Origin of the sequence: Nocardioides jishulii, assembly GCF_006007965.1 — a bacterium.
Taxonomy (GTDB): domain Bacteria; phylum Actinomycetota; class Actinomycetes; order Propionibacteriales; family Nocardioidaceae; genus Nocardioides; species Nocardioides jishulii.
In genome coordinates this window covers 3,404,869-3,418,358 of record NZ_CP040748.1, presented here as the reverse complement: position 1 = coordinate 3,418,358, position 13,490 = coordinate 3,404,869, and the positions used below count along the sequence as shown (strand labels likewise).

Below are 13,490 nucleotides of genomic sequence, written 5' to 3'. Positions count from 1 at the left end.
TGCTCGACCGCGGAGTTCAGGGCCATTTCGTCTAGGGTTGTCCCCATGCGCACCCAGGTCGTGGACCACCCGCTCGTCTCCCACAAGCTCACGACCCTGCGGGACGTCCGCACGGACTCCCCGACCTTCCGTCGCCTCACCGACGAGCTCGTGACGTTGCTGGCCTACGAGGCCACCCGCGGCATTCGCGTGGAGAGCGTCGACATCACCACGCCGGTCTCCCCGACCACGGGCGTGAAGCTGTCGACCCCCACCCCGCTCGTCGTCCCGATCCTGCGCGCCGGTCTGGGCATGCTCGACGGGATGATGCGGCTGCTCCCGACGGCCGAGGTCGGCTTCCTGGGCATGGTGCGCAATGAGGACACCCTCGAGGTGCACACCTACGCCGAGCGTCTCCCCGACGACCTCTCGGGCCGTCAGGTCTACGTGCTCGACCCGATGCTGGCCACCGGTGGCACGCTCGCCGCGGCCATCCGCTTCCTCGTCGACCGCGGCGCAGACGACATCACCGCGATCTGCCTGCTCGCCGCCCCCGAGGGATGTGAGCGCCTCGAGAACGAGATCGCCGACCTGACCGTGCCGGTCTCGGTCGTGACCGCCGCGATGGACGAGCGACTCAACGAGAAGGGCTACATCTGCCCGGCCTGGGTGACGCGGGCGACCGCCTCTACGGCGTGGCGCACTGACCCACGACCCGGTCGACCGGTCGCCCCATCCGGCTCCGGCGGCCGCCGAGGCGTGAGGGGTGAGCCCTCTCACGTGAGACCCCCCGACGCCGCCCCTCCCCGACGGGTACCTTGACGCTGCCCCACCCCTGTCCCTTCCCCCGAGGAACAGCGACGGTGGGGGAGCCCCTACAGGAGGTAGTCGTGCGAATCGGGATCCCCCGGGAAGCGTGGCCAGGCGAGTCTCTCGTCGCTGCGACGGCCAGGACGGCCGAGCAGCTGGCCAAGCTTGGCTATGAAGTCGTCGTCGAGTCCGGCGCCGGCAAAGCCGCGGACCAGCCGGACCAGGCGTACGTCGACGCGGACATCGCCGTCGTCGACCACGACCAGGTCTGGTCGAGCGACGTCATCGTCAAGGTCAACGCCCCCACCGACGAGGAGATCGGACTGCTGCGCCGTGGCGCCACGGTGGTCTCCATCATGGCTCCGGCGCGCAGCCCGGAGCTGATCGAGAAGTTCACTGCTGCGGGCGTCACCGCCCTGGCCATGGACGCGGTGCCGCGCATCTCGCGCGCCCAGTCCATGGACGTGCTGTCGTCGATGGCCAACGTCGCGGGCTACCGCGCCGTCATCGAGGCGGCCCACGAGTTCGGCCGGATGTTCACCGGCCAGGTCACTGCCGCCGGCAAGACGGCACCCGCCCGTGTGTTCGTGGTGGGTGCCGGTGTTGCCGGCCTCGCCGCCATCGGTGCGGCGTCGTCGATGGGCGCAGTCGTGCGTGCCTTCGACGTACGCCCCGAGGTGGCCGAGCAGGTCGAGTCGATGGGCGCGGAGTTCGTGCACGTCGACATGGAGCAGGAGGTCTCCTCCGACGGCTACGCGCGTGAGATGACCGCTGCCCAGGAGGCGGCCACGGCCGCGATGTACGACGAGGAGGCGCGCAACGCCGACATCGTCATCACCACCGCGCTGATCCCGGGCCGACCTGCCCCGAAGCTGATCACCGACGAGACCATCGCCGGCATGCGCAACGGCAGCGTCATCGTCGACATGGCCGCCGCCAACGGTGGCAACGCCGCCGCCACCAGGACCGGGGAGCGGGTGGTCACCGACAACGGCGTCGTGGTCCTCGGCTACACCGACCTGGCCGGCCGCCTTGCTGCCCAGACCAGCCAGCTCTACGGCACCAACGTCGTCAACCTCTTCAAGCTGCTGACCCCCGGCAAGGACGGTCAGGTCACCCTCGACTTCGAGGACGTGGTCCAGCGCGGCATCACCGTCACCCTCGACGGCGAGTCGATGTGGCCACCGCCGCCCGTGCAGGTCTCCGCCGCGCCGCCTGCCGCCGCTCCCGAGGAGGCGGCCCCGGCCAAGCCGGAGAAGAAGCCGGTCGACCCCAGGACCAAGGTGTACGCCGGTGCCGCCGCCGCGGTGCTCTTCGGTGCGGTCGCGATGTTCTCCACCTCGACCCTGATCGAGCAGTTCACCGTGCTGATGCTGTCGGTCTTCGTCGGCTACTACGTCATCTCCAACGTGGCGCACGCCCTGCACACCCCGCTCATGGCCGAGACCAACGCCATCTCCGGCATCATCCTGGTCGGCGGGATCCTGCAGGTCGGCAACGACAACCTGCTGGTCACGGTGCTGGCGGTGGTGGCGATCCTGGTCGCCTCCATCAACATCTTCGGTGGCTTCCTGGTGACCGTCCGCATGCTCGAGATGTTCAGGAAGGACTGACATGGACTTCCTGACCTCCGAGAAGCTCTCGGGCCTGATCCAGGGCGCGTACGTCGTCGCCGGTGTCCTCTTCATCGTCGCCCTCGCCGGCCTGTCGAAGCACGAGACCGCCAAGCGCGGCAACCAGGCCGGCATCGCCGGCATGGGCATCGCCTTGGTGGCGACCATCCTGCTGGCGCTCCAGCAGGCACAGATCGGCCAGGAGGCCGAGGACGCCGCCGCGTCCCTGGGCCTCGACCTGGAGGCCGGCCACGGGGTCGGCCTGACCCTGCTGCTGATCCTCGTCCCGATCGCCATCGGTGCGGTGATCGGCGCCCGCAAGGCGAAGACGGTCGAGATGACCGGCATGCCCGAGCTGGTGGCGCTGCTCCACTCGTTCGTCGGTCTGGCGGCCGTCCTGGTCGGCTTCAACACCTACTTCGCCCACCCGGAGGATGCGGGTGGCGCCCACGGCGTCGAGATCTTCCTCGGCGTCTTCATCGGTGCCGTCACCTTCACCGGCTCGATCATCGCCAACCTCAAGCTGAGCGCGAAGATGAAGTCGGCGCCGCTGGTGCTGCCGGCGCGCCACTGGCTCAACCTGGCCGTCATCGTCCTCTCGCTGGCGCTGATGGTCTGGTTCATGAACGTCGACGGGGAGGCCAACGAGCACCTCGGCACCATCCCGCTCGTCGTGATGACCGTGCTCGCGCTCTTCCTCGGCTTCCACCTCGTGGCGGCCATCGGCGGCGGCGACATGCCGGTCGTGGTCTCGATGCTGAACTCGTACTCCGGGTGGGCCGCGGCGGCCGCGGGCTTCATGCTCGGCAACAACCTGCTGATCATCACCGGCGCGCTGGTGGGGTCGTCGGGTGCGATCCTCAGCTACATCATGTGCAAGGCGATGAACCGCTCGTTCGTCTCCGTGATCGCGGGTGGCTTCGGCTCCGACGGCGGTGTGCAGGGTGAGGCCCGTGACTACGGCGAGCACCGCGAGATCCTCGCGGAGGAGGCTGCCGACGTGCTGGCCAACGCGCGTTCCGTGGTGATCACGCCCGGCTACGGCATGGCCGTGGCGCAGGCGCAGTACCCGGTCGCGGAACTGACCCGCAAGCTCCAGGCCAAGGGCGTCGAAGTCCGCTTCGGCATCCACCCGGTCGCGGGTCGCCTGCCGGGCCACATGAACGTGCTGCTCGCCGAGGCGAAGGTGCCCTACGACATCGTGCTCGAGATGGACGAGATCAACGACGACCTCGCCGAGACCGACGTCGTGCTGGTCATCGGCGCCAACGACACCGTCAACCCGGCTGCCATCGAGGAGCCCAACTCCCCGATCGCGGGCATGCCGGTGCTGGAGGTGTGGAAGGCCAAGGAGGTCATCGTCTTCAAGCGCTCGATGGCCACCGGCTACGCCGGCGTGCAGAACCCGCTCTTCTTCAAGGAGAACAGCCGGATGCTCTTCGGTGACGCGAAGGACCGCGTCGAGGACATCGTGAAGGCGCTCTCCTGACCGGCGCCACGTGAGTCAGGGCGAGGCCCCCATCCGATCGGGTGGGGGCCTCGTTCGCGTTCTGACGTCAACTGCGCAGAACCGGTGGCGACGGAGGCCTCCCTCCGCCACGATGCGTGCATGACCCACATGGTGGACAAGGAAGCGATCGCCCAACGCAAGTACCGACGGAGCAGCCAGGATCGGGTCGGCATCGACCTGTGGGTGACGGTCCCCGGACTCGATCGCCACTCCGCCGCCGACCTCGTGGCCAAGGCGTTGGCGCAGGCGGGAGACACGTACGGGCAGGTCCTGCCCACCAGCGGCGGGACGTACGTCTGGCTGGCCAGCGTGAACGACGGCGCGAAGGCCCCCGACCGGATGGCAGCCTGGCTGGCTGAGCGGGGGCACGACGTACGGATCACGGTAGCGCCGGTGGACCCCACGCCCCAGACCCTGAGCGATGTGGCCTTCCCAGCGGCAGTGATGGCGTACGCGCTTGGCCCGGCTCCCCTCGACGCCTACCCCGACGGTCGACCCAAGGCGGTGTGGGGCCTCGACCCCGCCACCACCGCACGCCTGCTGCGGGAGGCCGCCGCCTGGGTCGCGGCCGCCGGCCGCCCGATGACCGTGGGCCGGGTCTCGTCCGTCCCTGTGACCGCAGCCGACGCCGCCGAGGTGACGGCGCTCCAGCTCCAGCGCAATCCCCTGCGCCTCCTGCTCGCCGCGTGGCCGGAGCACCTGGGCGCGATGCGCCGTCTGGTGCGTTTCGACGCCTTCGGGCGCATGGCGCTGACCGACCTCGATCGAGCCGCACCGTCAACGACGCTGGTGGACGCCGCCCGCGACCGACTCGTGGAGGCGGCGCTGGAGCTCGACTACGGCTGCGTACGTCAGGTCTTCCCCGGCGCGACGGAGTTCGGCGACGGTCCGCACGGGTACTGGCGTCAGCACCCCGGGCTCTGGGGCTCCCACATCCCGGACGCGCAGGGCATCCAGCTGCTCAACCTCGCCCAGCTGGAGCGAGCCAGCGACCTCACCGGGTGGCACGTACGCCCGGTGGCCCCCGACCGGTTCCTCGTCGAGGCCCGGGACCTGGACCCGTGGTTCGCCCCCGAGGGGCCGCCGACCGAGGTGCTGGCGCGGGCGCGGGCGGACTTCGGTGCCGCCGTGCTGCCCCGCGTGTCCCAGGTCACGCCGCGCACGGGACGGACGTACGGCCCCTTTCCCGGCGACCCCTGCCGGGCTGACCTCTTCTGCCCCGGCGATGACTCGACGCACTGGTTGAGCGCGGAGGACGACGACGAGGAGAGCCCACCCGAACCCGCCTTCGTGCCATGGCACGACTCGACCCCCGAGCCGGGGCAGGGTCGCGTCGAGGTCGACTGGACGGGCGTACGCGGCCGCGCCCGTCACGGATGGGTCGACCTGCGGGTCACGGTCGAGGGAGTTGACCGGCGTGCCGCAGCGGCTGTCGTGGAGGACGCCGTGGCGGCTGCCGCCGAGACCCGGCCCTACCCGCTCGACGCGGAGGGCGTCCCTGTCGACCGGGTCGACGTACGCCCCACAGCCGGTGGCACCTGGATGCTGGTCAACGGCGACTTCTCTGCGCGCCTGGCAGCAGTGGTGGCCGAGCTGGAGCGTTCAGGCGTGGTGGCCCACGTCGGCCCCTCAGAGGTTCCGACGGCTGAGGACCTCACGCCCTCCCCGGTGGCGGCGTGCACGGTGATGTCCTTCGTGCCGGAGCAGCCATTCCTCGAGTGGGACCGCAGGCCTGGCCACGGCGGCATCCTGCCTCGCTGGGGCGTCGCCCCGGCGGTGACGCGGCGACTGCTCACGGCAGCGGTCGCCTGGACGGGACCTGGGTCCACCGCGGGGGTGGTCCAGATCCCCTACACGACCGAGGACGCCCTCGACGTGCTCACTCGCGACCTCGAGGGCGACAGCCCACGCCTCCGGATGCAGGGGCAGGGCGCACGAGTGGAGTTTCACGACTTCGCGACCTGTGGATGGGCCGAGGCGCGGGAGGACCTCGACCCCTTCGCGCAGGCCGCAGTCGCCACCGACCGTCTCCTCACGTGGGTCGACGACATCACCTATGGCGCGGTGGTGGTCAACCAGGTGGCGTCACCGCTCCACTCGGCGCTCACGACTCCGGCGTGGATCGCTCCGCACCTGCTCAGCAGCAGGGTGCCCGAGGTCCAGGGCATCCAACTCCTCACTGGCGCCCACCTCTCGTTGGCCCACGACCTGTCGGACTGGGACGTCGAGCCGGTTGCTCCGGGCCGCTACCTGGTGCGGGCCAAGAACCTCGAGCCCTGGTTGGTGCGCCTCGCGGACAACGGGGTCATCACCCCCCGCGAGGTCCGGGCGAAGGCCCGCGCCGACTTCGGGGAGATGGTGATGACCATGAAGATGGCGCGCAACCTGAGGGACGCTCGGCCCTAGGATCGCGACGTGGACACCGACCAGCGGCGTACGTTGCCGGCACTCATGGCCCGCTATCCCTCGGCCGTGCTGCTCGCCGCCCAGCTGCTGGTGGTGCTCTCCTACCCGAGCCTCGACGAGTCGACCGTGGGGCGGGCGGTGGCCGGGGTCTTCCAGATGGTCGCCGTGCTCGCGGCCGTGATGGTCGTGCGGCGCACCCAGATGCTCACCTGGGTGGCGATCCTGCTCGGACTGCCGGCGATGGGCCTGGCTGTGGCCGAGGCGATGGCCCCCGACTCCGGTCCGGTGGTGCTGGTCTCGGCGGCCTTCCACGTGCCCTTCTACCTCTTCGTGTCGTGGTCGATGCTGCGCCACCTCTTCCACGACGACACGGTGACCAAGGACGAGCTCTTCGCCACCGGCGCGGCCTTCACCGTGGTGGCCTGGGCGTTCGCCTACCTGTACGCGGCCGTCCAGGTGGTGTGGCCGGGCTCCTTCGTCGGCGCCACCAGCCCGGACGGCACCGAGCCGTTGGCGTGGTTCGACCTGCTCTACCTGTCGTTCACGACCCTCACGAGCGTCGGGCTCTCGGACGTCTATCCGGTGGTCGACCACGCCCGGTCGTTCGTCATGGTCGAGCAGGTGATCGGCGTCTTCTACGTCGCGATGGTGGTCTCGCGCCTGGTCGGGCTGACCGTCCTGCGCCGCAGCAGCTGACGCCGCTCCTGCCCTTCACCCGAGCGGGAAGTCAGCCACGACCTCGTACCGCGGGCGGCCACGCGGCCCCTCGCCGAGGTGTGACTCGACGAGCGTGAACGCGTCGATCGTCCACTCCGGTCCGCGGTAGGCGTCCAGGAGCTTCACCCAGCTGCTCACCTCGGTGGGCCGCCCGCAGCGCGCCACGGTGAGGTGCGGGCGGAAGCGCTGCCCGGCCACCTTCGCCCCTGCGCGGTTGGCGGCGGCCCGGGCGCCGTCGGCCATCCGGCGTACCTCCACCGCGTCGTCCTCGTCCAGGTCGAGCCCGGCCCACAGCACCTTCGCGCCGGCTGCGTGGGGGAAGGCGCCTCCGCCGGTGATCGCCGTCGACGTCGTACGCCGCCTGCTCGCCGCCCGCTCCAACCGTTCGACCAGGTCGTCGAGACGGCGTTCGGCGAGGTCGCCGATGAAGGCGAGGGTCAGGTGCACCTGGTCGGGAGCGGTCCATCGGAAGTCAGCGGCTGCGCGGCGCGGCTCCAGGAAGTCGTCCAGGTGGTCGAGGGCGACGGGGGGTGGGACGACGGCGACGAAGCAGCGCACGGGCAGCCCTCGGGTCAGCCCACCGTCACGCCGAAGAGCATCCCCACGAGGTAGGTGATGCCCATGGCGAGCAGGCCGCCGACGACGTTGCGCAGGACCGCTCGGCCCTTCGGGCTGTAGCCCAGGTGGGCGCTGACTGCCCCGGTCACCGCGAGCGCTGCCGCCACCACGACGACAGTGAGCGGCAGGCGTACGGACTCGGGCAGGAGGGCCAGCAGCACCAGCGGGATCAGGGCGCCGAGCGTGAAGGAGATCATCGACGCCCAGGCCGCGTGCCACGGGTTGGTGAGGTCGTTCGGGTTGATGCCGAACTCGACCTCGGCGTGCGCCGCCAACGCGTCGTGTTCGTGCAGTTCGGTGGCCACCTGCTCGGCCGTCGCCTCGGTGAGCCCCTTGTCGCGGAGCATCTCGACGAGCTCCTCGCGCTCGGTCTCGGGCATCCGCTCCAGCTCGAGCTTCTCCATCGCGAGGATCGACCTCTCGGAGTCGCGCTGCGTGGAGACCGACACGTACTCACCCGCCGCCATGCTGATCGCACCCGCCGTGAGCGCCGCGACGCCGGCCAGGAGGATGGAGGACTCGTCGGACGTGGCGCCCGCGACACCCATCACCACGCCTGCGGTCGAGATGATGCCGTCGTTGGAGCCCAGCACGGCCGCGCGCAACCAGTTGAGGCGTCCGGACACCCCACCCGCCAGGTCGGCGTGCCAGTGCTGCGGGTTCTCGTCGGTGCCGATCTCGAAGGTCACGTCCTCATGGTCGTCCTGAACCCACGGTCCTGCAACGAAGGCGAGGCTGCGCTGGCTGACGGCGAGGCTGCGCTGGCTGACGGCGAGGCTGCGCTGGCTGAGGATTCAACCTCACCCCGTCGGGGGTAGGTGGCCTCCCATGGACGAGATCGTGCAGTTCGTTGGCCCCTGGGACGGTCAGGTGGTCGCCACCTCGGTGCATGCAGGCCACGACGTACGCCCCGAGCTCCGCCCCGAGATGGTGCTCGACGAGGCGACCCGCCTGCGGGAGGAGGACCCCTACACCGACCGGATCGCCTCGGTGATCCCCAGCCGGATGGTCACCCACCGCTCCCGCTTCGAGGTCGACCTCAACCGCCCGCGGGAGGAGGCCGTCTACCGCGAGCCCGACGACTGCTGGGGCCTCGACGTGTGGCGCAACCCGCCGCTCTCGAAGGAGCTGACCGAGCGCAGCCTGGCCGTCTACGACGAGGTGTACGCCGCCCTCGGCCGCCGCCTCGACAAGGTCGCCGAGCGCGGGCCCTTCGTGCTGCTCGACGTGCACTCGTACAACCACCGGCGCGACGGCGCGGACGGCAAGCGCGCGCCCATCGGGGAGAACCCTGAGGTCAACGTCGGCACGGGCAGCGTGAACCAGGAGATCTTCGGGCCGCTGGTGGACACCTTCTGCCGCGCCCTCAGCGAACAGGTCGTGGGCGGCCACCGGGTCGACGCCCGCGAGAACGTCGCCTTCAAGGGACGGGCGTTGGCGTGGTTCGTCCACACCCGCTATCCCGGGGTCGGCTGCGTGCTCGCGCTGGAGTTCAAGAAGACCTGGATGGACGAGTGGACCGGCGAGCTCCGCGAGGACCACCTGGAGGAGCTCCGGGCCGCGCTCACCGCGACGGTGCCGGTGCTCGAGAAGTCCCTGGCCGAGCTCGGTTGAGTGATGACCCCCGACGCGCCGACGGGCGCTTCCTCGACCGCGCCGACGGGCGCCTTCTCGAGCTCTGACCTCGCCGTCGACCGCGCCCTCGCGCAGGTCTCGGAGAGCTTCAGCTTCCTGCTCCACATCACGCCGGTCGACGGCGAGGAGGTCAAGCGCGAGTTCCTCGCCGGCCGGGTGAGCGAGCCGGTCTTCACCTACCGCGAGCTGGCTGACGAACCCACGGTCCTGGCGGAGCAGCTCGCCCGCATCGACGTCACCACCGTCGAGGACCGCACCCTGGGCCACCTGCTGCGCGCCAAGCACCGTGAGCTCGACCTGCAGCTCGAGATGCTGAAGGCGCGCGGCAGCGCCGACTTCCGCGCCCTCAGCATCGAGCTCTACGGGGGCGTCTCCCCGTCGCTGCGCGACCACGCCGAGCGCGTGCTGGCCGGGATCACGTCGGTCGAGCCCCCCTCCGACCCGCTCGACGCGCAGGAGTTCTGCGCCCTGGCAGGCGAGGAGATCGCCTACTACCGCGAGCAGGCGCCCGGCATCGAGATGCACGCCGAGATCCGTCCCGACGTCAACGGCGTCATGGTCTCCGGGGACACGCTGCTGATCGGCCCCGAGAGCGTGGTGCAGCGCAACCGCGCCGCCGCCCTGCTCCACCACGAGGTGGGCACCCACCTCGTCACCCACGTCAACGGCCACGCCCAGCCGGTCAAGGTGCTGGGCACCGGGCTCGCGGGCTACGACGAGACCCAGGAGGGCCTCGCCGTGCTCGGGGAGGTGGCCTGCGGCGGCCTCACGCCCTTTCGGCTGCGTCAGCTCGCCGACCGCGTCCTCACCGTGCACCGGATGGTCGACGGCGCGTCGTTCGCCGAGGCGTACGACGCCTTGGTCACCGCGGGCGTGCCGCAGGGCAGCGCCTTCACCACCGTGATGCGCGTCTTCCGGGCGGGCGGGACGACGAAGGACGCGATCTACCTGCGCGGCGTCGTCGACCTGCTGGCCCACCTCGCCGACGATGGCGACCTCGACCTGCTCTGGCTGGGCAAGTTCTCGCTGGAGGACCTGCCGCTCATCGCCGAGCTGACCGAGCGCGAAGCGCTCGTACCGCCGCGGCTGCTGCCGCGCTACCTGGACGACCCGACGTCGACCGAGCGACTCGGGTGGGCCTCAGGGGTGGAAGACCTGAGCCAACTAGTGGAAGGACACGCATGAAGATCGGATTCGTGGTCAACGCGATCGAGACCGAGCAGGAGTACTACACCACCAACCGGTTGGCGGTCGCGGCACGACAGATGGGTCACGAGGCGTGGTTCATGGGCATCGGCGACTTCTCCTACCAGCCCGACGGCACGCTCACCGCGAAGGCGCGGGCCGGCGACGCCGCCACTTACCGCTCGGCCAAGAAGCACCTCGCCGACGTGCAACGTCCTGACGTGGAGCAGCTGATCGCGCTCGAGGAGTTCGACGTCGTCATGCTGCGCAACGACCCGGCGGACGACGCCGAGTCGGCCCCGTGGGCCAACAACGCCGGCGTCGCCTTCGGCCAGCTCATCGCGAGCACCGGGGTGCTGGTCGTCAACGACCCCACGAGCCTGGCCGACGCGCTGTCGAAGGCGTACTTCCAGCACTTCCCCGAAGCCGTGCGGCCGCGCACCCTGATTTCGCGCGACGAGGAGCAGATCAACGCCTTCGTCGACGACCTCGGGGGCAAGGCCGTCCTGAAGCCGTTGCAGGGCTCGGGCGGTGCGGGCGTCTTCCTGATCGACGACAAGGAGTCGCCCAACCTCAACCAGATCATCGAGGCCATTGCGCGCGACGGCTACGTGGTCGCGCAGGAGTTCCTGCCCGACGCGGTCAACGGCGACGTGCGGCTCTTCGTGATGAACGGACGTCCGCTCGAGGTCGACGGCGTGTACGCCGCCTTCCGCCGCGTCAACTCCAGCGGCGACATCCGTTCCAACATGTCGGCCGGGGGCAAGGCGGTCAAGGTCAAGGTGACCGACGAGATGCTCGAGCTGGTCGAGGTCGTGCGGCCCAAGCTGGTCTCCGACGGGATGTTCCTGGTCGGCCTCGACATCGTGGGCGACAAGCTGATGGAGATCAACGTCTTCAGCCCCGGTGGCCTGGGCAGCGCCCAGGAGCTCAACGGCGTGGACTTCGCTCCGCGCATCATCGAGGACCTGGAGCGCAAGGTCGCCACGCGACTCCACTACCCGGAGATCGACAACCGGCGGTTGGCGACCAGCTGACCTCCGAAGGTGGAGCGGGGGCGTCGGTCGGTCCCGGCCGGCGCCCCGACTACTCCTCGTCGGCGGGAGTCTCGTTGCCGGTGCGGGGCAGCTGACGCCAGTGCCGACCCTCGAGCCGGGGTGCCACGGTGTCGAGGACGGAGTCGAAGGGGCCGCGCACGGCGGGTCCGGAGACGCTGGCGAGCTCCCAGCGACCGTCGCGCCGGACCACGTCGACGCGGACGGCGGCAAGCAGGAGCTGGTCGGCGCCGGCGTCGACCACCCCGACGACCTCGACGGCCACCTCACGGGGAGCGCGGGCCTTTGCCTTGACGCCGGAGCGCATCCAGGCCTCGGCGTCCTTCATGAAGTGACGGTTGCTCTGCAGGCCGCGCTGGCCGTCGTAGTCGGCGACGACCTCCTCACGCGCCTCCTTTGACAGGCGGGGAGAGGGCGAGTGTCGTGCAGGCGAGCCCGGACGTGGCCCGGCCGATGGTCCGTCGCATGTGGCGCCTCCCGAGATGCGTGGATGACTACCCAAGCACGTGGGTGTTCCGCGGGCCACGCGTCTTGCCAGCGGGGCCGCCGGGGGTGCGGGACCGGAAACGGGGGGTGCCACACGCGTGACAAGGCCCCGTACGCCGTGGCGTACGGGGCCCTGTCGTCAAGCAGACCGCGGGAGGCCGGGAGCCTCCGGGTCACAGACCGAGGTCGCGACCGATCAGCATCTTCATGATCTCGTTGGAGCCGGCCCAGATCTTCGTCACGCGGGCGTCGCGCCAGGCGCGGGCCACACGGTACTCGTTCATGTAGCCGTAGCCGCCGTGGATCTGGACGCAGTGGTCCAGGACCTCCGACTGCACCTGCGAGGTCCACCACTTCGCCTTGGCGGCGTCGACGGGGGTGAGCTCGCTGCGGGTGTGCTTGAGCACGCACTGGTCGACGTAGGCCTGGGTGACCTCGATCTTCGTGGTCAGCTCGGCGAGCAGGAACTGGGTGTTCTGGAAGGAGCCGATCGAGACGCCGAAGGCCTTGCGGTCCTTGGCGTACTGGATCGTCTCGGTGAGGATCTGCGCGGCGTGGGCGAGGTTGGTGATCGCTGAGCCGAGGCGCTCCTGCGGCAGGAACTGCATCATCGAGATGAATCCGGTGTCGAGGGGGCCGACGAGGTCGTCGTTCGAGACGCGCACGTTGTCGAACGCGAGCTCGGCGGTGTCGGAGTCGTCCATGCCGACCTTGTCGAGCACCCGGCCGACGGAGAAGCCGGGCAGCGTGGTGTCGACGGCGAAGAGCGAGATGCCCTTCGCCTTCTTCTCCGGGGCGGTGCGGGCCGCGACCAGGACCAGGTCGGCGGAGCCACCGTTGGTGATGAAGGTCTTGGAGCCGTTGAGGATCCAGTCGTCGCCGTCACGCACGGCGGTGGTCTTCAGGTTGGCGAGGTCGGAGCCGCCGCCGGGCTCGGTCATGCCGATCGCGGTGAGCAGCTCGCCGGAGGCGGCCTGCGGCAGCCAGCGCTTCTTCTGCTCGTCGTTGGTCAGGTGCACCAGGTAGGGCACCGTGATGTCGGCGTGGATGCCGAGGCAGCTCGGCAGGGTCATGTTGACCTTGGCCAGCTCCTCGGTGAGCACGGCGTTGAAGCGGTAGTCGCCGGCCTCGGAGCCACCGAACTCCTCGGGGATCTCCAGGCCGAGGAAGCCCTGGGCGCCCGCGGAGAGCCAGAAGTCGCGGGTGAGGCCGTGGTTCTCGGTGTAGCTGTCGAGGTTCGGGACGACCTCACGGTCGAGGAACTCCTTGACGGATGCTCGGAATGCCTCGTGGTCCTCGTTGTAGATCTCGCGCGTCATGTACTGAAGAGTAACCAGAAATTCGCCGGGTCCGAAGGGTGGGCAACCACCTGTTTGCGCTGTTTGATGTGAGGGGCGGCACAAATAGGGGACGACGGGGGTGCCTCATGGACCGGTGGCGACCGACTGCGACCGCGGGCGACCGCGCGCGGACGGA

At 70.1% G+C, this 13,490-nt stretch carries 11 protein-coding genes and 1 pseudogene; 8 read left to right on the top strand and 4 right to left on the bottom strand.

The genetic code is table 11. The features are described from left to right. Positions 1-45 precede the first annotated feature (45 nt). The 5 genes and pseudogenes from upp (at position 46) to FCL41_RS16210 (ending at position 7,014) form a co-directional block, all read left to right on the top strand. Positions 46-686 (top strand): annotated as a pseudogene (gene upp / locus FCL41_RS16230) (uracil phosphoribosyltransferase). Between the two features lie 183 nt (positions 687-869). After that, positions 870-2,402 (top strand): Re/Si-specific NAD(P)(+) transhydrogenase subunit alpha, encoded by a 1,533-nt coding sequence (locus FCL41_RS16225; RefSeq protein WP_137064666.1) that lies wholly within the window; start codon positions 870-872, stop codon positions 2,400-2,402. 1 nt (position 2,403) lies between these two features. Next, complete coding sequence (pntB, locus tag FCL41_RS16220) at positions 2,404-3,891, top strand: Re/Si-specific NAD(P)(+) transhydrogenase subunit beta (protein WP_137064667.1); 1,488 nt, start codon at positions 2,404-2,406, stop codon at positions 3,889-3,891. A gap of 120 nt (positions 3,892-4,011) precedes the next feature. Then, positions 4,012-6,318, top strand: coding sequence for a hypothetical protein (locus FCL41_RS16215; RefSeq protein ID WP_137064668.1), 2,307 nt, complete (start codon positions 4,012-4,014; stop codon positions 6,316-6,318). A 9-nt stretch (positions 6,319-6,327) separates the two neighbouring features. Next, positions 6,328-7,014, top strand: coding sequence for a potassium channel family protein (locus FCL41_RS16210; RefSeq protein ID WP_239021687.1), 687 nt, complete (start codon positions 6,328-6,330; stop codon positions 7,012-7,014). A gap of 15 nt (positions 7,015-7,029) precedes the next feature. Here FCL41_RS16210 and thpR read toward each other — a convergent pair whose 3' ends face one another. Continuing rightward, complete coding sequence (gene thpR, locus FCL41_RS16205; RefSeq protein WP_137064669.1) at positions 7,030-7,593, bottom strand: RNA 2',3'-cyclic phosphodiesterase; 564 nt, start codon at positions 7,591-7,593, stop codon at positions 7,030-7,032. A 14-nt stretch (positions 7,594-7,607) separates the two neighbouring features. Continuing rightward, positions 7,608-8,342, bottom strand: coding sequence for a VIT1/CCC1 transporter family protein (locus FCL41_RS16200; protein WP_137064670.1), 735 nt, complete (start codon positions 8,340-8,342; stop codon positions 7,608-7,610). A 139-nt stretch (positions 8,343-8,481) separates the two neighbouring features. Between FCL41_RS16200 and FCL41_RS16195 the strand changes: the two genes are divergently transcribed. The 3 genes from FCL41_RS16195 to FCL41_RS16185 are packed head-to-tail and all read left to right on the top strand — an operon-like array spanning position 8,482 to position 11,510. After that, positions 8,482-9,267 (top strand): N-formylglutamate amidohydrolase, encoded by a 786-nt coding sequence (locus FCL41_RS16195; RefSeq protein ID WP_137064671.1) that lies wholly within the window; start codon positions 8,482-8,484, stop codon positions 9,265-9,267. A 3-nt stretch (positions 9,268-9,270) separates the two neighbouring features. Then, positions 9,271-10,473: a peptidase MATCAP family protein gene (locus FCL41_RS16190; RefSeq protein WP_137064672.1), complete on the top strand. Its 1,203-nt coding sequence runs from the start codon at positions 9,271-9,273 to the stop codon at positions 10,471-10,473. Continuing rightward, a complete protein-coding gene (locus tag FCL41_RS16185) occupies positions 10,470-11,510 on the top strand; it encodes a glutathione synthetase (protein ID WP_137064673.1) in 1,041 nt (346 codons plus the stop codon). Before FCL41_RS16190 ends, FCL41_RS16185 begins: the two co-directional genes overlap by 4 nt. Before the next feature lie 49 nt (positions 11,511-11,559). On the opposite strand, the gene FCL41_RS16180 is transcribed toward FCL41_RS16185, so the two are convergent. Next, a complete protein-coding gene (locus FCL41_RS16180; RefSeq protein ID WP_137064674.1) occupies positions 11,560-11,856 on the bottom strand; it encodes a hypothetical protein in 297 nt (98 codons plus the stop codon). 331 nt (positions 11,857-12,187) lie between these two features. After that, positions 12,188-13,333, bottom strand: a complete 1,146-nt coding sequence (locus FCL41_RS16175) for an acyl-CoA dehydrogenase family protein (RefSeq protein WP_137064675.1) — start codon at positions 13,331-13,333, stop codon at positions 12,188-12,190. Positions 13,334-13,490 lie beyond the last annotated feature (157 nt).